Below are 22,617 nucleotides of genomic sequence, written 5' to 3'. Positions count from 1 at the left end.
GGATTTAGTGCAGTAGCGACATGACTTGAACTCAAAGAGAGTGGCCCCATATAGGAAACAATTCAAATTCAGCCAGCAAGGTATTGATCCCATGAGAATGGACAAACTGACCAGCAAATTTCAGATGGCACTCGGTGACGCGCAGAGTCTTGCCGTTGGACGAGATCACCAATTTATCGAACCTGTACACGTGATGAGCGCGCTGTTGGATCAAGATGGTGGCACTGTTCCTTATCTTTTGACGCAATCCAGTGTCGACGTTAAGTCATTACGCTCAAAGCTTGGCGAAGCGCTTGACCGTCTGCCTTCGGTACAGGGGGCAGGAGGTGATGTGCACATCTCCAACGACATGGGACGACTGTTAAACCTCACGGACAAACTGGCGCAGCAACGAAAAGATGCCTATATCTCCAGCGAATTGTTTGTATTGGCAGCAGTGGAAGACAAAGGCCCATTAGGCGATTTGCTGCGTAAAGCGGGTGCCACCAAAGGTGGTTTGAGTGAGGCTATCGATGCACTGCGCGGAGGGCAAAAAGTTGAGAATCCGGACGCGGAAGAACACCGACGTGCTTTGGAAAAATACACCATAGATCTTACCGAGCGTGCCGAACAGGGCAAGCTCGATCCTGTCATCGGACGTGACGATGAAATTCGTCGTACTGTACAGGTTTTGCAACGTCGCACCAAAAACAATCCGGTGCTCATTGGTGAGCCAGGCGTGGGTAAAACGGCAATCGTAGAAGGACTGGCGCAGCGCATCATTAATGGCGAAGTGCCCGAGGGCCTGAAAAACAAACGATTGCTGTCGTTGGATATGGGCGCTTTGATTGCCGGTGCAAAATTTCGTGGCGAATTCGAAGAACGTTTGAAGTCCGTATTGAATGATCTCTCCAAGCAGGAAGGTCAGGTAATTTTATTCATCGACGAACTACATACCATGGTTGGCGCGGGTAAAGCGGAAGGGGCTATGGATGCGGGCAATATGCTCAAACCGGCTTTGGCGCGCGGCGAGTTGCATTGCGTCGGGGCGACAACCTTAGACGAATATCGACAATACATCGAAAAAGATGCCGCGCTTGAAAGACGTTTCCAAAAAGTGTTGGTCGATGAACCGAGTGTGGAAGACACCATTGCTATTTTGCGCGGGCTGAAAGAAAAGTACGAAGTGCATCACGGTGTGGATATTACCGATCCTGCGATTGTTGCCGCTGCGACCTTGTCTCACCGCTATATCACCGATCGTCAATTGCCAGACAAAGCTATCGATTTAGTCGACGAAGCGGCAAGTCGCATACGCATGGAAATTGATTCCAAGCCAGAGCAAATGGACAAGTTGGATCGCCGACTGGTGCAATTGAAAATTGAACGCGAGGCGCTCAAGAAGGAAAAAGACGAGGCATCAAGCAAACGCCTCAAGAATCTCGAAGACGAAATTTCTCGCCTTGAGAAAGAATATGCCGATCTCGATGAAGTGTGGAAATCAGAAAAGGCTTCGGTGCAGGGTAGCCAACACATCAAGGAAGAGATTGATCGTGTACGCCAGGAATTAGAAGCGGCTCGCCGCGCGGGTGATCTTGGCCGCATGTCTGAACTGCAATATGGCAAATTACCGGAGCTGGAAAAGCAACTCAGAGCAGCAGATGCCAATGCAGAAGAGGGTAAGGAAATGACCTTGTTGCGCAATAAGGTCACAGATGAAGAGATCGCCGAAGTTGTTTCCAAGTGGACAGGTATTCCCGTTAGCAAAATGCTCGAAGGCGAGCGCGAAAAACTGTTGCGCATGGAAGAGGAGCTTGCGACTCGCGTAGTTGGGCAACAGGAAGCGGTGGTCGCTGTGTCCAATGCCATACGCCGTTCACGCGCCGGACTTTCTGATCCTAATCGTCCTAATGGTTCGTTTCTATTTCTTGGCCCAACAGGTGTCGGTAAAACTGAACTGACGAAAGCGCTGGCGCAGTTTCTCTTTGATACCGAAGAGGCCATGGTCAGAATCGATATGTCTGAGTTCATGGAAAAACATTCCGTGGCGCGTTTGATAGGCGCACCTCCGGGATATGTTGGCTACGAAGAAGGCGGATATTTGACTGAGGCCGTGCGTCGCAAACCGTATTCGGTAATATTGCTCGATGAGGTGGAAAAGGCGCATCCCGATGTTTTCAATATCTTGCTACAAGTGCTCGATGATGGTCGTCTGACTGATGGTCAGGGGCGTACCGTTGATTTCCGCAACACTGTGATTGTGATGACGTCAAATCTTGGGTCTCAGCTGATACAGGAAATGGCGGGTGAAGAAAAGTATGAGGAAATGAAATCCTCGGTGATGGAAGTGGTTGGTCAACATTTCCGACCTGAGTTCATCAACCGTGTCGACGATGTCGTGGTGTTCCACCCGCTGGGACGAGAACAGTTGCGTTCAATTACCAGTATCCAAATCGATTATCTGCGTAAGCGTCTGGCTGATAGAGATATGGCGCTGGAATTGAGTAAGGCCTCGCTGGATTTTCTTGCGGAAGCGGGCTACGACCCTGTTTACGGGGCGAGACCGTTAAAACGCGCGATACAAACACGTATCGAAAATCCGCTGGCGCAGAAAATTTTGTCGGGTGCCTTCGGACCTGGTGATGTAATTGTAGTCGACAGGTCCGGGGAGGATCTGTCCTTTGTAAAAAAGCTTGAACAGCAGGCCGCCGTGGCCTGAATAAAAAAAGAGGGTGTCTCTCATAAGACACCCTCTTGTCTATCTGCTGTAGTCTATCGCGCGATAATGGCGCCCACTACGGGTTAATGCTAGTTTGCATCGACACAGAACATTGTCGAGAAAACGAATGTGGCGTTAAAACCAGGCTCTGAGTTCTCAGAAATTAAATTCAATTCCCGTTAACAATTTCATATCAGTTTGCTTTACTGTCGCCGGTGGCCGACTATCTTGACGCAATTCAAGGCTGATTTTTAACGCCAGGCGTTCCAGTATCTTTGCGCTCAGTGTCGCGGTTTCGAGTAGGCGATAGTCCGATAAACTGGTGGCATTGGGTTGCCAATAAAGTGTGTTAACGAAAGATGCATGATTCGACAGCGAGCGTTTGAATAAAAGATAGATGTTTCCTTTGACTTCTTGCGCCACTGTTTTCGTCGTATCGTTTATGAGTTCATGGCTATAGAAGGCCCCCACGCCAAGGAAGAAAGCCTGTTGCGGACGCTTTTGTCCCAGTTGTATGCGTACACCACTGCCACCCAGAGTGCGAAGGTTTAATCGTGCAAACTCTTCTCTCTCTAACTGCGCAAACACCTCCCAGGCAAGCATGTCCGAGATGTTCCCAATGCGACGGCCGTGCATAAACCACTCATTTTGATCACGAACGTTTTTACTTTCCCCGTAGGCCGCCGAGATAGACGAATAATAGATCGAACGAGAACGATTCCACTGCAGGGTTAGACCTCCTTTGGCGCGCATGCGCTCGGCATTGCCCCTGGCGACATCTATTGACAGGCTGCTACTGCCAAGAAAGCCCGGATTTTCATCACCAAAGTGAAGGCTTTCCATGCTTACAATAGCTTGCGCATTGGCGCTTAGCAGCATGAAAAAAATCGGACCCAGCACACGTTTTTTCATTTCCCAACTCCCTGTCATTATCAAGTTTCACTGTCTTCGTTCGTTACATCTATCTGATACGAACTGACGAACAGCGGAATTGCCTAGTTTAGCAACGTTTGTGGAAGACTTCTAAGTTCTGACGTACACTTACAACCACATTGGATACAGGGAGCATCGCAATGACAGCAGGCGGTAATTTGCCGGATTGGGGACAAATTGCAGAAAAGTTTGATCTGTGGTTACCCCACCTGGAACCTGTGGGTCATACCATGCTCAATGCGCTGGCCGTGGGCGCAGGCAATAAGGTACTGGATGTGGCAACCGGAACAGGAGAGCCCGCCCTGATGCTCGCACGTCGCACACGGGGCAACGCTGACATTGTAGGGGTAGATGCGTCCGAGGGCATGATCGCTGCCGCGAGAGCCAAGGTCGAAAAAGAAAACCTGAGCAATGTGCAATTCGACGTCATGCCAGCGGAAAAGCTGAGTTTCGATAATCACAGTTTTCATCGCATCATGTGTCGATTTGGCGTCATGCTATTTGACAACCCCGCACGTGGTCTAAGTGAAATGTCTCGCGTACTCAAGGTAGGCGGGCGTCTGGTTGTCGTAGTGTGGAGTCAGGCAGACCGTATGCCGAGTATGCGATGGTCGTACGAGGCATTCAAAGATCGTTTGCCAGAAGAAAAACACCCGCCATTAGTGCGCGGCACATCATTAGGCGACCCAGATGTATTGGAAAAACTGCTACAAGATAGCGGCCTGCACAGCGTTCGCGTAATGACCAAACAATTTAACTACTCATTTGATTCTTTCGAAAGTTATTGGGAGTTGGTGGATGCAACCGGCATATTAAAAGCCCAGTTCGATGCCTTGCCGGAAAACCAGCATGCGCAGATAAAGAATGAAATCCGTCAAATGGCGGAAGAATTCATGTCTGCAGATGGTCTGGTGGTGCCGCACGAATATCTAATCGCCTCCGGCGTCAAATAATCATCGAATTCTCTACTTAAGTCTTCTAGCAAGCGATAACTGCGCTAAAAACAATTTCGAAATGCTCATTTACTCTGTGTAAACAGTGCTTACTCATTTGTTTTTGCCTTGCTCTTCTCCCTCGCTAGCTAACATAATCAGTGGATTCCTTTTTAAGTAATACCTATCGATTTTCCCTGCGCGAAAGCGATAACAGAAAATTGTCGAGAAAACGATTCGTCGTATAACGGCGTAAAAATGCAAACATATATGCAGGGAAGGTTACCGGGTATCTTATTTTTGGTTTGCGACTTTCCAATGCATGTATCAGTTTCTTCAAGACCGCTTCCGGTGGCAGCGTAAACGGCTGCGCTGGCCCCTGTTTGGTCAAACGGCTTTCCATTCCTTCATATATCGCTCGATGCGGGCTCTTTTCCTTGTCGATATGTTTACGATACATGGCAAATGCATTGGCACGAAAACGACTGGAAATTGGGCCTGGCTCAATCAGGCTGACGAAGATGTTGGTGTCGCTCAATTCGAGACGCATGGCATCGGTGAGTCCTTCTAACGCATATTTGCTTGAATTATAGGAACCTCGATAGGGTAAGGATACATAGCCTAGAAGCGAACTGTTTTGAATGATGCGGCCATAGCCCTGTTTGCGCATCACTGGAATAATTCGACAAGTGAGTTCATGTGTGCCGAAGAAATTGGTTTCAAAGTTCTCGCGTAACATGTCCCTGCTTAAGTCCTCTACGGCACCAGGCATGGCGTATGCGCCATTGTTAAACAGGGCGAACAGCGTGCCATCAGTGCGTTTCAGGACTTCATCCACCGCGTTTTCGATGGAGGCACTGCTGGCAAGATCAAGTTGCAGACTCTCAAGCCCTTGTTGTTGCAAGTGTGCAACATCCTCGGTCTTGCGCGCCGTGGCGAAGACGCGATAACCACGTGTTTGCAATCCTTTTGCGCAACACAGACCTATGCCGCTGGAGCAGCCTGTAATCAAGATAGTTTTAGATTCTTTATTCGCCATGTCATCAACTGAGTAGGGCGGCAACAATGCCGGTAATAAAAATGCCGTCGAAAGTGCCCGCACCACCGATAGAGGCAACGGGCGCACCCATGTGGCGGATGTCTTTTAAGCGTAAAAGATCGGCGCCAATGAGAACACCAAAAGTACCGCTAATATACGCGACCGGCGCACTATACTCGGGCGTCAGTGTCAGCGCAATTATGGCTGCGGAAAGTGGCGCGATGAAGATCGGCATGCCTATGCCTAGCCCATGAATCGGACGACTGAAAAAAAATGAAATGCTTGTCATTAATATAGTGGCCAGTGCAACCGCGCGAAGATCGAGCTGGAGATGTTGGAGTAGAAACAGTGACACCGCAACAGGTGTGACGCAACCGCCGAAATTGGCGTATACGCGAGTATAACCCTGAAACGGTTGTGGCGCGTGGCGAAGTATGCCGCGAAAATAGAAAGGGAGTGTCTCGGGTTGGGACTCGTTGGCTTTTATACGGAACAGCGGGATGTTGACCAGGCTGCCAAAAATCGATAGCCCAATAATCAACAGCGCCATCTGTGGCGAAAGTCCGAGTTTGTCATAGGCCAGCGATAGCGCGCCGAATTGAATAACGACAATGAGTATCGCCAGTAAAATCAGAAAAAACAGCAATTGCCTGGGGGAGTACATGGCTAGTTGATTTTACGTATTGCTTCGGCGAGCAAATCGGTGAGCGCGATGTGATTTGTATGATGGGAAATACTGTCGCAACTGATGACAGTCGGTACACCTGCCGCCACGATATTTTTTTCGTCATCCGGGGAGCACAGACAATGGGTAACGATGCATGCTTTAATTTGCGCTTTTCGCGCCGTTAACTGCCTGGCGATATTTATGATGGTTCCCCCTGAACTGATCATGTCGTCGACAAGTACGATGTTACGTCCAGCATAGTCTTCTGAGGGGAGTTCGATCTCCACCTTCCGGTCTCCCATGCGAATCTTGCTTGCGACGCAATAATCAAGTCCCGCAATGTTTGCGGCAACAGACACCCACTGTTCAGACTCCTCATCCGGGCCGATCAATAAACATTTTGGAAAATTCTTCTTGAGATATGCGCCAATCAATTCGGCTGCGCTGAGACTCAATGCATGTTGTAAAGGATAGGCCTGGTGCAGATCATGTATGCGGTGTAAATGTGGATCGACAGTAATGATGTCGTCGATATATTCACTCAATAATTCACCGATAATAGACTGGCTGACGACTTCTCCCGGATGATTTTCTCTATCCTGGCGCATGTAGCAAAGGTAAGGCGTGATCAAGCTAATTCGCTGTACGCCTTTTTTTCGCGCGCTGGCACAACACAAAATTAATTCAACAATTTTTTCATTAGGGTGATCTAAGCCGCGATACATTAACAGATGTTGTGGTATTGCAGTGCTTAAGGTCAGAAGGCTTTCACCATCAGGAAAGCGATGTAAGTCGATCTGCGCACTCGAACATCCCAGCGCGTTTGCCAGCGCTAACGCTTGTGATTCCTCGTCGCGGAAATAAAACACACTTTGCTGCATAAGTCGGATCTCTTAGAAGGCCACGAAGGACGCAGGAATATCCTCGGCGTTGCCTATGTTGTAACCGTTGTTTTGGAGGCATAGGGTTTGCGAAAATTTATAGTCAGACTGAAACTCTGCATGTACGCGATACAGGATTTCACCTTGTCTTACCTTGTCACCGAGTTTTTTCAGCAGGTCTACTCCTGCGCGTTTGTCCATAGGCGCGCCTGCCAGTCTGGCGATTTTGGCTAATTGGTAATTATCGATATTGGTCACGACACCATCGTGTTGCGCGGCAATTTCGAAGGACAGTTTGCCGGGTTCTAAGCTGTATTCTTTTCGGCCTTGTGCATCAATCAGGGCGTCCATTTTTGCAATCGCTCGACCGGAATCGAGTATATCTCTGGCGATGGCATATCCCTGTCCGCCACGTACATCAGGGTCGAATTCAATTATACGTCCCGCCAGCTGCAAGGCTTTTTGGCGCAAATCATGGGGTGCCGCAGGATCGTTTTGTAAAACCTGCATCACATCTCTTGCCTCCAGTACCGGACCGATGCCGCGCCCTATCGGCTGTCGTCCATCGGTAATGACAACTTCAAGATGTATATTGAGTTGATCACCGACATATTCGAAGAGTTTGCGTAGCGCCAGCGCCTGTCGCATATGTCTGACCTTGGCTGTCGGTCCGACAGGGATATCGATCAGCAAATGGGTAGAGCCTGCGGCGAGTTTTTTCGACAGTATTGAGGCCACCATCTGGCCTTGTGAATCGATTCCAAGAGGGCGCTCAACCGAAATCAGCATATCGTCTACTGGCGCCAGTTTGGCGGTGCCTCCCCAGGCGAGACAACCCCGTTGCGTTCGCACCAGCTCCAGCAGATGTTGCGGTGGCAGATTTACTTCGGCCATTAACTCCATTGTATCTGCCGTACCAGCAGGGGAGGTTATGGCGCGACTTGAGGTTTTAGGAATTAACATGCCGTGGGCAGCGACAATAGGCACAACCAGCATAGAGGTGCGATTGCCGGGTATTCCGCCTATGCAATGTTTATCCGCAACCAGATGTTCCTTCCAGTCGAGTCGATCACCGGATTCGATCATTGCGCGTGTAAGAAACAGGATTTCGTCGCGGTCCAGATTCGACTGACCCGATGCAACTAGAAACGCCGCCATTTCCATCTTGGAATAACGACTATCGACAATGTCTCTCGCAATAGTGCTGAAGTCTTCCTGATTGAGTCGTTCACCATCTATTTTGCGACGAACGGCATCCATGGAAATCGGCGGCTCCGCGTGTCGAACCGTAACCATGGTTTGTTCGCCCGCGTTTAATTGTTCGTAGGCTTGCTCGCTAAGTCCAAGCTCGCCGGGAGACACCAGGCCGGGATCGTCTACAACATTAAGAACCGCGAGAATATGGTGTCCATCGGTAGATACTTCGATTTTTGATAGTGCCTGGAATCCTTCAGCACGATAAATGGCGCAGTCACGATGTAGATAGGCGACGTTTTCATGATAGGTATCGATTGCGACGCGTTTAAGGCAGAGCTGTTCCTGGTTGGTCACGGCACTCCTCCTTGTAGTGTGTTTCTATTGTGGCATATACCATTGCCGGGTGAAACAGGAAAAAAAACTGAGTTTATTCACCATATTCTTGCAGTGATTTACTTAGGTATTCTGATCAAAAGCTGTCTCACGCAAGCGGCTCATATTTTGCCACTCAGATAACGGTGTCTCTTTGTTTCCGGGAATTTTTCAATCGCGTATCGTAGCATGGTGCGAGGCATGGTCTGGTATCGAGGCTTCAGGAATTCTTCTTCCGTTTTCATGTGGCGGTTGCCAATTTCGCGCAACATCCAGCCGGTGGCCTTGTGTATCAAATCCTCGCTATCATGCAGAAGAATTTCAACCAGTGACAAGCTATCTTCAAAGTCATTTTGTTTGATGAAGTAAAAAGTTGCCATGATGGCAATTCGTCGTTCCCACAGGTTTTTGGAACGAGCCAGTTTATACAGCGGTTTGCGTGAGCGTTCGTAGAGATACTGCCCGACGATGTAGTGCGCCGAGCAATCGACTAGATCCCAATTGTTGATATGGGCCACATGGTCCAGATAGCTTTGATAGATCTGGCTCTGCCGGGCTGTGTCTCCTTTGTCAAATTGATGGCGCCAGATAAACAAGCCCAACATGCGTTCTTCGTGTATGGGTGATTGGATTAAGGTTTCCGCTTCTTGATCAGATAAAGATTTAGCCTTTTTCGCCAATGCGCGGATTTGCGGTACGCGCACGCCAATAAATGTGTCGCCTTCACCGTATTCACCCTTGCCGGTTTTGAAAAAGCGCAAGGCGTGCGTAGCGATTTTCTCGTCAGCAGTTTTACGTAGCTCTCGTTTTACGTCCTCTAACTTCATATGGGTACTCTACTAACAGTACATACTGCCGTAAAGTTTTTGTTGAACGACTGTTGGAGTTAGTGTACTTATATTCTGCCAAGTGCAAGAGTCACTATCATGGAAACCTTGACAGAATTGGCGTCACACATACACGAGCAACGTATGAGTCCTTCCGAACTGCTCGAACGAACATTCACACGTATTGAAGAACATAAAGAACTCAATTCCGTCGTCGCGTTGAATCGGAAACATGCGCAGGCATCCGCTGCTATCGCAGACAGGCAGATACGCGATTCCTATCGGGGGCCGTTGCACGGAATCCCCGTCACAATAAAAGACACCTTTGCCACGACACATATACCCACTACTTTTGGTATGCCGATACGTTATCGGTGCAAACAGAATGCAGAAGTTGTCACGCGATTGCAGAATGCAGGTGCAATCATAATCGGCAAGACCAATTTACCTGCTATGTCTTTCGATTGGCAGGCGCGTCATCCGCGCTATGGTCAGACGCGACACCCCAGTCACTCCGCTTTTAGTCCTGGTGGAAGTTCTGGCGGATCTGCCGCAGCATTGGCAGCAGGTATAGTCCCGTTTGAAGTTGGTAGCGATATTGCGGGATCATTGCGTGTGCCTGCCGCTTTTTGTGGTGTCAAAACATTGCGTCCTACCGAAGGCACGATTTCACTAGAAGGACATATGGCAGTACCGATGAGCAGACCGACAAAAAGTCTGCTTACTGCTGGCCCTATGGCGCGCAACTATGAAGATCTAAAGCTGGTATTTAGTGTTATTAGCGACCTGAAACCGCCCGAGGCACTTTCACCGCTAAAGCGTATTCTGGTGCAAACTGAATTTCCAGGTGTGCGTGTAGAGAGAGCAGTGCTTGATTCTATACAAGCGGCGATCGCAAAGCTAAAGGATGCGGGCATTGAAATTGTAAATGCAGAGTCGGGGATAGATTTCGAAGAAGCCTTGCGCTTGTGGAGTTTGATTTGCGGATATGAGTTGAAGGCATCTTCGCCGCTTTACATGCCGCGTTTTCTAAAGCCCATGTACCGTGCATTCTTTGAAAGACGTTACAGCCGACATCTCTTTTCCAGTGCCATCGGCGATGGCATGGCGATGTCACATCGGGAATATTTGTCGGCCCTGGAGCGGCGCAAACATTTCATGGCTGACTTCGATCGTTTTCTTGAAAGCGCGGATTTGTTGTTGACGCCGGTGAGCGGCATTAAGGGCATGCCTCTATGTAAAACAGGTTCAGATCTGACAGTGAACGGAGTGCCCGTACCCTACGCTGAGCCGCTGGCGCTGCTAAACTGTAGCTTTGCGCTATTCGGACACCCGGTTGCGATTGCGCACGCCAAAGAAACGCCTGACGGATTTCCTGTCGGAATGCAATTACATGGTCGTCGTTTTAGCGATTACCAATTATTGGAACATGCGGCTCGCGTGGAAAAAATTTTACGGAGAGATTAGGTTCAAAACCTTGGGTGTCGTAGTCGATTACGTTAATTCGGAGGTGTGTTTTTTTTCCTGTTGCAAGGCCCACATCTGTGCATACTGTTCACCTTTGTCGAGTAATTGCTTGTGACTGCCGCTTTCGACAATGCGGCCGTTCTCCATTACCAGTATGGTGTCGGCGTCTATGATCGTAGAAAGCCTGTGAGCGATGACCAGGGTGGTATGATTTTCGGCAATCTCTTTCAATGCCTTGAGTATGGCCTTCTCTGATTTTGAATCCAGTGCTGAGGTGGCTTCATCGAAGATGAGTATGCGCGGGTTTTTCAATATGGTGCGCGCTATGGCAACGCGTTGTTTTTCACCACCGGAAAGTTTGAGTCCGCGTTCACCAACCAGCGTGTCGTAAGCCGCAGGCAGGCTAGTGATAAAATCATGGATATGTGCCATACGCGCTGCCTGGTAGACTTCCTCGGCGCTGGCATCCGGTTTTGCATAATGAATGTTGTAGAAAATGGTGTCATTGAACAGCACGGTGTCTTGCGGCACGATGCCAATGCAACTGCGTAAGCTGTCCTGAGTGACTTGACGAATATCCTGCCCATCAATTTGGATACTGCCGCTGTCGATTTCGTAAAAGCGAAATAATAAACGGGACAAGGTGGATTTTCCCGCGCCACTCGAACCTACAACGGCCAGTTTTTGTCCCGGTTCGATAGTAAAGCTGACGTCTTGAAGAATCTGTCGTTCCTGTTCATAACTAAAACTTACCTGTTCAAAATTAAGTCGACCACCCTTGACCACTATCGCCTGCGCATCAGGACTGTCCTGGATTTCGCGGTTTTTGTACAACAGGCTGAACATCTTTTCCATGTCTGCCAGTGAGTGTTTGATTTCGCGATACACAAAGCCAAGAAATCCGAGCGGCATATATAGTTGCAGCAGAAAGGCATTGACCAGCACCAGGTCACCCATAGTCATTACCCCTTCAACGACGCGTTGAGAGGCAAGTATCATCAGCAAGGTCATGCCGATCGCAATAATCGCGCCTTGACCGAAATTCAAAACCGACAGCGCATACTGATTTTTGATTGCGGCCCCTTCCAGCTCCTGCATGTTCCGGTCATAGCGTCCGGCCTCAAATTCTTCATTATTGAAATACTTCACCGTTTCATAATTGAGCAGGCTGTCGATGGCGCGGGTATTGGCTTTGGAATCGAGTTCATTCATGACGCGGCGAATACGGATGCGCCACTCGGTTGCGCCAATAGACCAGGCAACATACAAGGCAATCGTCGTCAGGGTGATCACAGCGAACCAGGCATCGTACTTCACAAACAAAATGACGGTGACGAGGAGAATCTCGGCGATGGTAGGCAGGATATTGAACAGCATGAAGTTCATCAGAAAGGTAATGCCGCGTGTTCCTCTTTCGATGTCGCGCGACACCCCTCCGGTCTGGCGTTCAAGGTGGAAACGCAAGGAAAGGGAATGAAGATGACGAAAGACCTGGAGTGCGACCTGGCGCACGGCGCGCTGGGTGACATTGACGAACACGACATCGCGTAATTCACCGAAGAGGGTACTGGTCAGGCGCAAGCCACCATAGGCCAGCAATAAGGCCAGGGGTAAAACAATCAGGGTGGTCTGGGTGGTGTCCAGGCTATCGACGATATCCTTCAAGATCAGAGGTACGCCTACCGTGGCCAGCTTGGCAACAATGAGTAGACCCATAGCGATAATGACCCGCCACTTATAGACCCATAGGTAGGGGAGTAGGGTGCGTAATGTATTCAAGTCTCCGGGCTGAGACGAAGGCGAGGTTTGTGGCATATGGATAGGACTTGTTCTTGCTGATTCAGGCCCCATTCTATACGAAATCCGTGATTTTATGGGCTTCGTGCGATTATGCCTAAATGTAGTATAATGCGCGCCCCTGGATGGCAGAGGTTTGGCTTGATATCCCTCGGAAAACTGCTTGGAGCGGATATTAACCGGTTGTTTTGCTTATGTTTTATGGTTATACGTTGGTGAGAGTTTAGCAATGCCAATTTACGAGTACGAATGCAAAAAATGTGGTCACACTCTGGAGGCCATCCAGAAGATGAGTGATGCACCGTTGGTCGATTGCCCCGAGTGTGGCGACGCGGCCCTGAAAAAATTGATATCTGCGGCCGGTTTTCGCCTCAAAGGTGGCGGCTGGTACGAGACGGATTTCAAGAGCGGCAGTAAAAAGAATATTGCCGGAGACAAGAGCAAAAGTACCGAGAGCAAGAGCTCCGAAAGCAAAAGCTCGGACAGTAAGTCTTCGGCGTCCTCCTCGAGCAAGGCTTCAGGGGATTAGCCGGATAAATTTGACAACAGAAGTGGTCGGGGCAGATGTGTCCCGGCCATGTTTTTTATTTTTAGCACAATAACACAACAGGATGAGAGTCCATGCGCAGCCATTACTGTGGTGAGGTCAACGAGTCGTTGATCGATGAAATCGTCGAACTAAGTGGATGGGTCCACCGCCGCCGTGACCATGGTGGGGTGATCTTTCTCGATATGCGTGACCGCGAAGGTCTGGTACAGGTCGTGTTCGATCCCGATGTTCCCGATGTATTTTCCACTGCAGAGCGGGTACGCAGCGAATACGTATTACGCATTACTGGAAAGGTTAGACATCGTCCCGAAGGCACGATCAACGAAAATCTGCGTTCCGGTAAAGTGGAAATTCTGGGCAAGACTCTCGAAATTCTCAATGCCTCGGCAACGCCTCCGTTCCAGATAGACGACGAAGATGTCTCCGAAGAACATCGCCTGCGCTATCGCTATATCGATCTGCGTCGTCCCGAAATGCTGGAACGTATGAAATTCCGTTCTCAAGTGACTCGCTATCTGCGCAATTATCTGGATGAGCAAGGTTTCTTCGATATGGAAACCCCTATGTTGACCAAGGCGACGCCTGAAGGCGCGCGTGATTACCTGGTGCCGAGCCGTACCCACAAGAATTCATTTTTTGCACTGCCACAGTCGCCACAAATCTTCAAACAGTTGTTAATGGTGGCAGGCATGGATCGTTACTATCAGATCGTCCGTTGCTTCCGTGACGAAGATCTGCGCGCCGATCGCCAACCGGAATTTACCCAGCTCGATATTGAAACCTCGTTTCTTAACGAAGATCAAATCATGGGTACGATGGAAGAGATGATACGCAGCGTGTTCAAGAAGACGATGGATGTGGAATTGCCGAATCCTTTCCCACGTATGCCGTATGCGGAAGCGATGGACCGCTACGGTTCGGACAAGCCTGATCTGCGTATTCATCTGGAGCTGGTGGACGTTGGCGACGTGATGAAAAATGTTGAGTTCAAGGTGTTTTCTGGACCAGCCAACGATGCCAATGGTCGCGTTGCAGCCCTGCGTTTGCCAAACGGTGGCGAATTAACGCGTAAGGAAATCGACGATTACACCAAGTTTGTTGGCGTCTACGGTGCGAAAGGCCTGGCCTATATCAAGGTCAATGATTTGTCCCAGGGGCGTGAAGGTTTGCAGTCACCGATTTTGAAATTCCTGCCGGATGAATCGGTTGATGCGATACTGTCTCGCACAGGTGCGGAAAACGGTGATTTGATCTTCTTTGGCGCGGACAAAACCAAAATTGTTAACGAGGCGCTCGGTGCATTGCGCGTGAAACTTGGTCACGATCGCAGTCTTATGGATGAAGGTTGGCGCCCGCTATGGGTTGTCGATTTTCCTATGTTTGAATGGGATGAAGGCGCGAAGCGCTGGGTTTCATTACACCACCCGTTTACCTCTCCCAAGGAATCCGATCTGGATAAACTGGAGAGCACACCGGGCGAATGCACTTCACGCGCTTATGACATGGTGCTCAACGGTACTGAGATTGGCGGCGGTTCTATGCGTATCTATCGTCAACACGTTCAGGAACAGGTTTTCCGCGCACTCGGTATCGATGATGAAGAAGCCAAGTCTAAATTTGGATTTCTGTTAGACGCACTGAAATACGGATGCCCTCCACATGGTGGAATCGCATTCGGTCTGGATCGACTGGTTATGCTGATGGTTGGCGCCGAGTCCATACGTGATGTAATGGCGTTTCCCAAGACCCAGTCAGCGGCGTGTCTGCTCACAGGCGCACCATCCGAGGTGTCTTTTCAGCAGTTGCGCGACGTCGGGATCAAACTTGCGGCCTCTCCTAAAGCGGAGTAGATTGACAGCCACAAGACAAGAATCCGGTGCTCGGTTGTTAGTGGTTTAGCGTTGGTAACGGGGAAGTAATATGGCGGTTTCAGCAATTCATCTTCAGCCTTATGCGACTCTGGATGACAAAGAGTGTGAATCCAGAATTAAGGCAGCCAAAGAGGCCTTAGGGGATAGAGTCATTGTTTTGGGGCACCATTATCAGCGTGAAGAAGTATTCCGACACGCAGATTACTCTGGAGACTCTCTCAAGTTATCGCGTCTGGCCGCGCAATCCAAAGCCGAATTTATTGTATTTTGTGGCGTGCACTTTATGGCCGAAGTCGCTGATATTCTTTCTGGTCCAAACCAGGTTGCCATTTTGCCTGATCTGGCTGCCGGTTGTTCGATGGCTGACATGGCCAATCTTGCAAAAGTCGAAAGATCCTGGAAAGAGCTTGGTGAGGTGCTGGAAGATGTTGAATCCAGTGTCACGCCGGTAACCTACATAAATTCAGCCGCCGATCTGAAGGCATTTTGTGGTCGTCATGGCGGTATTGTGTGTACTTCAACCAATGCGCGTAATGTGCTCGAATGGTCTTTTTCGCAAGGCGAAAAGATTCTATTTTTCCCTGACCAGCACCTGGGGCGTAACACAGCGTATCGCATGGGCATACCGCTCGATGAAATGGTCGTGTGGGATTACGATCAACCCATGGGTGGTTTAACACCGGAACAGATCCGTAAAGCAAAAATGATTTTGTGGAAAGGCTTCTGTTCTGTGCACCAGATGTTTCGCCCGGAACACATCGACAACTTCAAGGCTAAATATCCCGATGCGAAAATCATTTCTCATCCAGAGAGTTCGTTTGAAGTCTGTCAGAAATCGGATTATGTCGGTTCGACCGAATACATAATTAAAACCATTGCAGACTCGGAACCTGGTACGCGATGGTTGGTGGGAACCGAATTGAATCTGGTCAATCGCCTTCATGAGCAGTTCAAGCATCAGGGCAAGCACGTGCACTTCATGTCGCCAACAGTGTGTATGTGTTCAACCATGTTTCGCATCAGTCCGCAACATCTGGCCTGGACGCTGGAGAATCTGGTGGAAGGCAATGTCGTTAATCGTATCCAGGTGGAAAAGAGCGAGGCGGCTGAGGCATTGCTGGCGCTGCAACGTATGTTTGATGTATCCCCTTAACGCAATCCCCGTTTTTGTAATTCCTTTTGTTGCCGCTCGTGAACTTTTGCTAGCGCGTCTTTAGCCGTGAGAGATAAATCTTCGGGCTCTGAAAGTTGTGACAGGCGGTAGTGTGGGCGTTTATTCTTAAATCGGCGGCGTGTCAGCATCAACGCGAAACGGCCGTTGAAAACCAATCCGAATATACAGGCGATACTGAGTAGCAGTACAAAGTGGTAGACCGGGCGAGGCATTATCGTGGGTAGAACCACCATTGCCGCAGATACGGCAATCAACATCACGCCAAAAACCGGTTTACTCCATTTTTTGTGGTGAAACTGATCCGCGCGCATTTCTTCTAATGCCATGATTTCACTACTATTATCCATTTATACCTCCTCATGGAAAGCGGTGATTTTAACAGAAAATGGGCTTCAGCAGGCGGGGGTTTTGAACGATAAATACCCTGAAGGACCGTGTTTATACAGGAAAAGTGGCTTGAAATTCCAAAAAATCATCTTCGAACGCGAGATCGAAAAAATTATGCGCGATCTCCATCATACGCGAGCAAGGCTCGTCGTAAGGTTTGAGGCGGGTAAGGATAGCTGTCGTTCGGAGGTGGTTGCCATTGATTCCAAGAGCGGTGTTTTAGGCGTATCGCCCTTCGTGGATAAACACAACGGTGAGCGTATCATGCCGCCGCGTGACAAGTTGACGATTGCAACAGTCGTTGGCGGGATGGAGTGTTTATTTGAAACCAGCATCGCCTATAAGGCTACAACGCGTGCGGCGCACGAAATCAATTTTCCAAAAGTCCTGCAGTACCAACAAAAGCGATCGGCTTATCGCGTCGATACCAGAACAGCCCGGTTACAAATCAATTGTGTTATGGACCAGAAGTCCCGTTTTGGTGGGAAGGTAATTGATATATCGGCAACCGGCGCGCGATTCATATTTGAGAACAAGCGTTGGGTAGAACTCGTCCCGGAGGGAAGTTTGATTAAGCAGTGTCGAATTGATTTGCCAATGGTTGGCACTGTGGAGTTTTCCGCCAAGGCGCGTTTCAAGGGAGAGATTGGTGAAGGTGAACCGTTTCTAGGAATCGAAATCCAGAATATCGACAACGCCAATCAAACGAAACTGGAGCGCTACATCCGTATGCGTGATATAGAATTGCGTCGCGAATCGATCGATATTGACGACGACTAGAGACCAAGCGCTTTGCGAAATTCTTTCTCTAATGCCTCCTGGTCTTTCTCTCTAAACCCTGCATGTTTTTTTATTAACTTTCCTTTTTTATCTACCAGGTAAGAGCTAGGCATTGCGCTAACGCCGTACGCTTCGGCGCTTTTTCCATCGGGGTCAAAGGCGATGGTAAAGTTGGCGGGATATTTTTGCAAAAAACGAGCAATATTTTTTTTGTCTTCGTCGAGATTAATTGCCACGATTTTCAAACCATTATTTTTGTACTTTTTTTGCATGTCGTTCATCCACGGAAAGGACTTTCGACAGGGCGTGCACCAGGTGGCCCAGAAATCCACATAGACCACCTGATTCTTTAGAGACTTGAGTGAGACCTTCCCGTTATCTGTTGGCAGATCAAAAGCGGGTGCGGTTTGCGCCGCGTAAGAATAGCTGACACTAACGAACAAAAAAATACCAAAGATATAGCGCATGCGTAAACTCCGGGAATAATAGGTTCTGCCTGGGTGGCAAGATATATACCGGCTTGGCGACTATCCCTGGTGTTACTTCAGTCGTCGTAAATGAGGCGACTACAGGTGATACTTTTTCATGCGATACAGAAAGGTATCGCGACTGATGCCAAGCAGGCGTGCAGCTCGCGACTGATTACCATTAGCCGTTTCCAGTGCCTGTTCAAACAAGCTGCGTTCAAGATCATTGAGAGAAATACCGCTCTCTGGCAACTTGAACAGTTTTTTCAAGCCATGTTCTGGTGCAGAAGACTTCATCTCGGCGGGTAAATTGCCAGGCAAGACTTCTCTTCCAGAAAATAATATCAGCATACGTTCTGCAAAGTTGCGTAACTCGCGTACGTTTCCAGGCCAGTTATATCGCTGAATTATTTTCAACGCTTCTTTGGTATAAACAGGTTCAGCCAACTGGTGTGTCTGTGCATGTTGTTGCGTTAGGTGACGGAGTAATACCGGTACATCGGAGCTGCGTTCTCTTAAAGAGGGAAGCTGTACGGGCACGACGCTCAGACGATAATATAGGTCTTCACGAAAATATCCGGTCTTGACCATGTCTTTCAGATTTCGATTCGTGGCCGTGAGAATACGGGCATCAACTGATATAGCGCGGGTATTGCCCAGCGGCTGAATTTCACGGGATTCGAGAAAGCGTAACAGCTTGGACTGGACAGGCATTGGTAGTTCGCCAATCTCGTCGAGAAACAGCGTACCCCCGTGGGCCTCTAAAATACGACCACCAAATTGTTTGTCGGCCCCCGTAAACGCACCTCGGCTGTGGCCAAAGAGTTCCGATTCGGCAAGATTCTCCGGGATTGCAGCGCAATTAATACTGACAAATGGCGCGTTGTGGCGCGGACTGGCGTCGTGTATGGCGCGCGCAATCAGTTCCTTACCCGTGCCGCTTTCACCCATGATGTGTACTGTGACATCAGTAGCGGCAATGAGAGATGTGGTGTTTACCACACTTTGAAAGGCCGGATCGTTACCAATCAGATCACGGCTGAATATGTGTTGGTTCATGTTCTGTTCCCCACGTAAATTCGCTGTTTTTATTATGATTATGGTGTTCCGGTCCAAGAGCGTAATAAGGGCTGAATATCGCGAGTGCAATCAATAACAGACCTGCCAGTCGTCTGAAATTGCGCTGTTGCGTCAATTCGCGCAGCCAGTTGGTTAAGATACCAGCTGTTACCACGGTCGGTAAAGTACCCAGTCCGAACATTAACATTAATAGTCCAGATTGCAGCGAATTGCCAGCTGACGAGGCCCAGATAAGGGCGGAATATACAAGTCCGCAAGGCAGCCAGCCCCAGATTGCGCCAAAAACAAAGGCCTGGGGCAAACTCTTCACCGGTAACATACGACGACCAACAGGTTCCAGAATGCGCCACAGTGGTTGGCCTAGCCGCTCAATAAGATTCAGTCTGGAAAACCAGCCGGACACATGCATCCCTATCAGCAACAAAACGGCTGCAGAAATCCATTGCAATACCTTGTGCCCATATTGTGGACTGATAAAACTGAACAGCTCCTTGGACGCGATTCCGAGTATGGCCCCGGCGATGGTGTAACTGAATATCCTGCCAAGATTGTAACTGAGAATAAAAGGAAACAGACGCTGGCGGTTTTGTTGCACGTCAGCGGGGAGGCTAAAACTTAACGCTCCCACTATACCGCTGCACATGCCAAGGCAATGCACGATACTGAGTAGGCCTATGCTGAATGCAACAAAAAAGGTGTAATCCAAAAGTTAGTCCACACGTTTTGATGGGAAGTATATCGATATTGTTTGATCGTTAGCTTAACAGACATTTGAGGGCGAAATAAAATGGGAGGGATAGAATCCCTCCCTAAACACACACCTTAACGCGGTGGGAACAATAACCGACAAGCGGTCGATCCATGGGAGCAGGATTCAGGCCAAAGAATTTGTGGAAAAGTGCGTCTATGGAACAGTGAGTTATCGGTTTCGTGCGACATAAGAGAGTGAGGAATTTGCCGCATGTGTGTGAAATGCAGCAGTTTGCAGCTTGGTGTCAGACGCGTCGGATACAACGTTTGATGACGGCTTCGATCTCATCGCGATCGATAGGTTTGGTGATATAAGCTGCTGCCCCTGCCTCGCGCCAGGCGCTTCTATCTTTGTCCATCATCGACAACATAATCGCGGGTATGTTTTTTAAATCGGAATCCGTTTTTAGCTTTTCAAGTACGCTCCAGCCATCCATATCAGGTAATTTGATATCGAGCGTAATGACATCCGGGCGGATTTCTCTGGCAATGGCAAGACCTGTCTCGCCTTCTGCAGCTACTGCCGTGTTGAATCCCTTACGGCGCAGAAAACGTTGCAACAGATCACGAGTTGCTGGGTCATCATCAATGATTAGTACAGTACTGATATGGGTGCGACGTTCTTGGCCTTGCCAGTTATTGTCAGTTCTTGGGATCACTTGTTCCTGTTTAATATGGGTATTGTCGAACGTGTTTGATTTGGGTCTTGATTTATGCGCTAGTCCGGCAGAAGCATCCAGGTCATACTGCGAAACCTCGGCCGGAAGCATGATTGTGAAGGTACTGCCTTCTCCCGGTACGCTATCAACTTCTATTTTCCCCCCCATCATGTGACAGAACAGGCGGCTAATAGTCAGACCCAATCCGGTTCCACCAAATTTGCGCGTTGTGGAGGCATCAGCCTGAGAGAATTCTATAAACAGTTTGTCGATCTGTTCTTTGCTTAAACCTATCCCGGTATCATGTACTTCAAAACAGACCCACGCTCTGTGGCAGTGCGTTTTTTTCTTTACGCGCAAGGTGATTTTGCCATCAGTCGTGAATTTAGCTGCATTGCTCAAAAGATTGAAAAGCGCCTGTCTGGTTTTTACGAGGTCGGCGTGTAGATTTCCAATGTCTTTCTCCATCACTAGTTCAAACTGGTTTCCCGATTGTTTCAATATGGGAGTTAGGATAGTGCTTATGTCTTGTACAAAGCTGGCAATCTCAAATGTTTCCAGAAAAATATCCATCTGACCCGCTTCGATTTTCGAAAGATCCAGAATATCGCTTATCAGAGAGAGAAGATGCTTGCTGGCATTCTGGATTTTTTCAATATCGCCTTGATATTCAATATGCCCGTTATGAATCGATTCTTCGTGAAGAATATCGCTATATCCAATAATTGCGTTTAAGGGTGTACGTAATTCGTGACTCATGTTCGCTAGAAAACTGCTTTTGGCGCGACTGGCTTGTTCGGCATCATCTACAGCTTGTTCAAGCCTGATATTGCTTTCTCGTAGTCGCTCGGTTGCCGTTGCTATTTTTTCCTGAAGAGATGTATTCAGGTTTCGTACTTGTGTGCGAGACGCGTTCAGGCCAGTGGTCAGAAGCGAAAGTGCATGACTTAATTCGACTATTTCGTAGGGCTCATTACCTAACGTGGGAGGGAGTCTTCCTTGAAAATCATTATTGATCAAGGCGTGCGTACCAGAGGCCAGCTTGCGTATCGGATGTACAACCCAACGCGCTATGGAAAGTCCAAGTATCATTGCCAGTAAAAGACCAAATGAGCCCCAAATAAATTGTGAAAACAAAAGCGCATTTACCTGGCTTTCCACTTCACTTTTTGGTTGTGGCACCATTATTCCCCAGCCTAATCCTGGCACTGAAGTATAACCCACGACCATATTTTCTTTGATGAATGGGGAGTAGAACTCTGTCGTTCCCGTTTTGCCCTGCATCATAGCTTGGACAACTTCAAGATGTGAGAGATCTTTGGCGGCTTTGGCCCAATCAGGATTAGGGTGAGCGATGACTCTGCCAAGTTCATCGACAAACGCTGAGTGTCCTTTTATACCAAATTGAATCGACTTGCGTAAATTCTCCAGAACATCGGCATTTAATTCAGCAAACAGAAATCCCTGGTTTTTTCCTGCATCGGAATGTACAGGCTGTAACATCAGCACCGCTTGCTTTCTGGAAATAGGGCTGTCGACAGAGTAGGCGACGCCCCAGCGATTGCTTGATAGGGTTTTTGAATAGAGTGGTAGCTCGCTGATAGTGTCCACGCCAGTTTTCAACTCACCGTCTCTGCTATCGGTGTGCGTGACTTTCCCTTTGATGTCGACCCAGCTGAGGGAGAGAAAATTGTGTTGTGCGCGCACTGTGTTGGAGAGTAGACGGGTATGTGTCGCATTCTCTTTCTGAAAACCCTGGGCGGAATATTCATATGAAAGTGAGGCAAGTAATGAATGCAGGCTTTCAATATAAATGCTGACGGGTTGGGCGAGATTTTGCGCAAGGAGTCGATGTTTTTCATCGATTTCACGCCAGGCATTGTCCCACGCCATGTGGTACAAGCGAAATCCGAGTATCGTGACTGGCACAATTGCGGTTAACAGAAATCCACTCAGCACAAGTTGCTTAATTGGTCGGGATGAAAGTTTCCGCAGCAATTTCATGTTATATGTTGAGAACGATAGCGTAGCAATTCAAATGTTGTTTTCGGTTCTTTTGGTGTAAGACTTTAAGAGGAATACATGCACA

19 protein-coding genes are annotated in these 22,617 nt (G+C 48.7%); 7 read left to right on the top strand and 12 right to left on the bottom strand.

The features are described from left to right. Window positions 1-97 precede the first annotated feature (97 nt). The gene (gene clpB, locus OEZ43_09150; GenBank protein MDH5545748.1) at window positions 98-2,698 is read left to right on the top strand and encodes an ATP-dependent chaperone ClpB; all 2,601 of its coding nucleotides are present in this window, start codon (window positions 98-100) and stop codon (window positions 2,696-2,698) included. Between the two features lie 156 nt (window positions 2,699-2,854). On the opposite strand, the gene OEZ43_09145 is transcribed toward clpB, so the two are convergent. After that, the gene (locus tag OEZ43_09145; protein MDH5545747.1) at window positions 2,855-3,610 is read right to left on the bottom strand and encodes a DUF481 domain-containing protein; all 756 of its coding nucleotides are present in this window, start codon (window positions 3,608-3,610) and stop codon (window positions 2,855-2,857) included. A 161-nt stretch (window positions 3,611-3,771) separates the two neighbouring features. Here OEZ43_09145 and OEZ43_09140 point away from each other — a divergent pair, with 161 nt between their 5' ends. Continuing rightward, window positions 3,772-4,584 carry a class I SAM-dependent methyltransferase gene (locus tag OEZ43_09140; GenBank protein ID MDH5545746.1) on the top strand — a complete coding sequence of 271 codons (813 nt, stop codon included), beginning with the start codon at window positions 3,772-3,774 and terminating at the stop codon, window positions 4,582-4,584. Window positions 4,585-4,747: 163 nt separating this feature from the next. On the opposite strand, the gene OEZ43_09135 is transcribed toward OEZ43_09140, so the two are convergent. The 5 genes from OEZ43_09135 to OEZ43_09115 all read right to left on the bottom strand — a co-directional run bounded on the left by OEZ43_09135 (window position 4,748) and on the right by OEZ43_09115 (window position 9,546). Beyond that, window positions 4,748-5,602 (bottom strand): SDR family oxidoreductase, encoded by an 855-nt coding sequence (locus OEZ43_09135; protein ID MDH5545745.1) that lies wholly within the window; start codon window positions 5,600-5,602, stop codon window positions 4,748-4,750. Between the two features lie 4 nt (window positions 5,603-5,606). Beyond that, window positions 5,607-6,266 (bottom strand): DUF1614 domain-containing protein, encoded by a 660-nt coding sequence (locus tag OEZ43_09130; GenBank protein ID MDH5545744.1) that lies wholly within the window; start codon window positions 6,264-6,266, stop codon window positions 5,607-5,609. Window positions 6,267-6,268: 2 nt separating this feature from the next. Beyond that, entirely contained in the window at window positions 6,269-7,150 is an 882-nt protein-coding gene (locus OEZ43_09125) for a ribose-phosphate diphosphokinase (protein MDH5545743.1), read from the bottom strand. A gap of 12 nt (window positions 7,151-7,162) precedes the next feature. After that, entirely contained in the window at window positions 7,163-8,701 is a 1,539-nt protein-coding gene (locus OEZ43_09120; protein MDH5545742.1) for a thymidine phosphorylase family protein, read from the bottom strand. A 140-nt stretch (window positions 8,702-8,841) separates the two neighbouring features. Continuing rightward, on the bottom strand, window positions 8,842-9,546 hold the full coding sequence (locus tag OEZ43_09115) for a DNA alkylation repair protein (GenBank protein MDH5545741.1): 705 nt from the start codon (window positions 9,544-9,546) through the stop codon (window positions 8,842-8,844). A 99-nt stretch (window positions 9,547-9,645) separates the two neighbouring features. Between OEZ43_09115 and OEZ43_09110 the strand changes: the two genes are divergently transcribed. Continuing rightward, a complete protein-coding gene (locus OEZ43_09110) occupies window positions 9,646-11,013 on the top strand; it encodes an amidase (protein ID MDH5545740.1) in 1,368 nt (455 codons plus the stop codon). A 27-nt stretch (window positions 11,014-11,040) separates the two neighbouring features. Here OEZ43_09110 and OEZ43_09105 read toward each other — a convergent pair whose 3' ends face one another. Continuing rightward, window positions 11,041-12,828 (bottom strand): ABC transporter ATP-binding protein/permease, encoded by a 1,788-nt coding sequence (locus OEZ43_09105; protein ID MDH5545739.1) that lies wholly within the window; start codon window positions 12,826-12,828, stop codon window positions 11,041-11,043. A 211-nt stretch (window positions 12,829-13,039) separates the two neighbouring features. On the opposite strand from OEZ43_09105, the gene OEZ43_09100 reads away from it, so the two are divergent. The 3 genes from OEZ43_09100 (at window position 13,040) to nadA (ending at window position 16,384) form a co-directional block, all read left to right on the top strand. Next, on the top strand, window positions 13,040-13,339 hold the full coding sequence (locus OEZ43_09100) for a zinc ribbon domain-containing protein (protein ID MDH5545738.1): 300 nt from the start codon (window positions 13,040-13,042) through the stop codon (window positions 13,337-13,339). 92 nt (window positions 13,340-13,431) lie between these two features. Continuing rightward, complete coding sequence (gene aspS / locus OEZ43_09095; protein ID MDH5545737.1) at window positions 13,432-15,210, top strand: aspartate--tRNA ligase; 1,779 nt, start codon at window positions 13,432-13,434, stop codon at window positions 15,208-15,210. 70 nt (window positions 15,211-15,280) lie between these two features. Beyond that, the gene (gene nadA / locus OEZ43_09090) at window positions 15,281-16,384 is read left to right on the top strand and encodes a quinolinate synthase NadA (GenBank protein ID MDH5545736.1); all 1,104 of its coding nucleotides are present in this window, start codon (window positions 15,281-15,283) and stop codon (window positions 16,382-16,384) included. Here the strand turns inward: nadA and OEZ43_09085 are convergent. After that, a complete protein-coding gene (locus OEZ43_09085) occupies window positions 16,381-16,752 on the bottom strand; it encodes a hypothetical protein (protein ID MDH5545735.1) in 372 nt (123 codons plus the stop codon). The two genes, nadA and OEZ43_09085, sit on opposite strands and share 4 nt — an antisense overlap. 109 nt (window positions 16,753-16,861) lie before the next feature. Here OEZ43_09085 and OEZ43_09080 point away from each other — a divergent pair, with 109 nt between their 5' ends. Then, window positions 16,862-17,572, top strand: coding sequence for a flagellar brake protein (locus OEZ43_09080; GenBank protein MDH5545734.1), 711 nt, complete (start codon window positions 16,862-16,864; stop codon window positions 17,570-17,572). Here OEZ43_09080 and OEZ43_09075 read toward each other — a convergent pair. The 4 genes from OEZ43_09075 to OEZ43_09060 all read right to left on the bottom strand — a co-directional run bounded on the left by OEZ43_09075 (window position 17,569) and on the right by OEZ43_09060 (window position 22,532). Next, a complete protein-coding gene (locus OEZ43_09075) occupies window positions 17,569-18,039 on the bottom strand; it encodes a TlpA family protein disulfide reductase (protein MDH5545733.1) in 471 nt (156 codons plus the stop codon). The two genes, OEZ43_09080 and OEZ43_09075, sit on opposite strands and share 4 nt — an antisense overlap. A 99-nt stretch (window positions 18,040-18,138) precedes the next feature. Beyond that, complete coding sequence (locus OEZ43_09070) at window positions 18,139-19,098, bottom strand: sigma-54 dependent transcriptional regulator (protein MDH5545732.1); 960 nt, start codon at window positions 19,096-19,098, stop codon at window positions 18,139-18,141. After that, a complete protein-coding gene (locus OEZ43_09065) occupies window positions 19,073-19,825 on the bottom strand; it encodes a sulfite exporter TauE/SafE family protein (protein MDH5545731.1) in 753 nt (250 codons plus the stop codon). Before OEZ43_09065 ends, OEZ43_09070 begins: the two co-directional genes overlap by 26 nt. A 289-nt stretch (window positions 19,826-20,114) precedes the next feature. Then, window positions 20,115-22,532: an ATP-binding protein gene (locus OEZ43_09060; GenBank protein MDH5545730.1), complete on the bottom strand. Its 2,418-nt coding sequence runs from the start codon at window positions 22,530-22,532 to the stop codon at window positions 20,115-20,117. Window positions 22,533-22,617 lie beyond the last annotated feature (85 nt).

This window comes from Gammaproteobacteria bacterium (assembly GCA_029881255.1).
In the GTDB taxonomy this organism is placed as follows: Bacteria; Pseudomonadota; Gammaproteobacteria; order S012-40; family S012-40; genus JAOUMY01.
This window is presented reverse-complemented; position numbering and strand designations above follow the sequence as displayed.

Excerpts from the sequence above, each read along its gene's own strand:
- OEZ43_09100 (MDH5545738.1), top strand. The coding sequence starts at position 13,040 with ATGCCAATTTACGAGTACGAATGCAAAAAATGTGGTCACACTCTGGAG.
- OEZ43_09070 (MDH5545732.1), bottom strand. The coding sequence starts at position 19,098 with ATGAACCAACACATATTCAGCCGTGATCTGATTGGTAACGATCCGGCC.
- OEZ43_09060 (MDH5545730.1), bottom strand. The coding sequence starts at position 22,532 with ATGAAATTGCTGCGGAAACTTTCATCCCGACCAATTAAGCAACTTGTG.
- OEZ43_09140 (MDH5545746.1), top strand. The coding sequence starts at position 3,772 with ATGACAGCAGGCGGTAATTTGCCGGATTGGGGACAAATTGCAGAAAAG.
- OEZ43_09145 (MDH5545747.1), bottom strand. The coding sequence starts at position 3,610 with ATGAAAAAACGTGTGCTGGGTCCGATTTTTTTCATGCTGCTAAGCGCC.
- OEZ43_09115 (MDH5545741.1), bottom strand. The coding sequence starts at position 9,546 with ATGAAGTTAGAGGACGTAAAACGAGAGCTACGTAAAACTGCTGACGAG.
- clpB (MDH5545748.1), top strand. The coding sequence starts at position 98 with ATGGACAAACTGACCAGCAAATTTCAGATGGCACTCGGTGACGCGCAG.
- OEZ43_09135 (MDH5545745.1), bottom strand. The coding sequence starts at position 5,602 with ATGGCGAATAAAGAATCTAAAACTATCTTGATTACAGGCTGCTCCAGC.
- OEZ43_09125 (MDH5545743.1), bottom strand. The coding sequence starts at position 7,150 with ATGCAGCAAAGTGTGTTTTATTTCCGCGACGAGGAATCACAAGCGTTA.
- aspS (MDH5545737.1), top strand. The coding sequence starts at position 13,432 with ATGCGCAGCCATTACTGTGGTGAGGTCAACGAGTCGTTGATCGATGAA.
- OEZ43_09085 (MDH5545735.1), bottom strand. The coding sequence starts at position 16,752 with ATGGATAATAGTAGTGAAATCATGGCATTAGAAGAAATGCGCGCGGAT.
- OEZ43_09110 (MDH5545740.1), top strand. The coding sequence starts at position 9,646 with ATGGAAACCTTGACAGAATTGGCGTCACACATACACGAGCAACGTATG.
- OEZ43_09105 (MDH5545739.1), bottom strand. The coding sequence starts at position 12,828 with ATGCCACAAACCTCGCCTTCGTCTCAGCCCGGAGACTTGAATACATTA.
- OEZ43_09075 (MDH5545733.1), bottom strand. The coding sequence starts at position 18,039 with ATGCGCTATATCTTTGGTATTTTTTTGTTCGTTAGTGTCAGCTATTCT.
- OEZ43_09130 (MDH5545744.1), bottom strand. The coding sequence starts at position 6,266 with ATGTACTCCCCCAGGCAATTGCTGTTTTTTCTGATTTTACTGGCGATA.
- nadA (MDH5545736.1), top strand. The coding sequence starts at position 15,281 with ATGGCGGTTTCAGCAATTCATCTTCAGCCTTATGCGACTCTGGATGAC.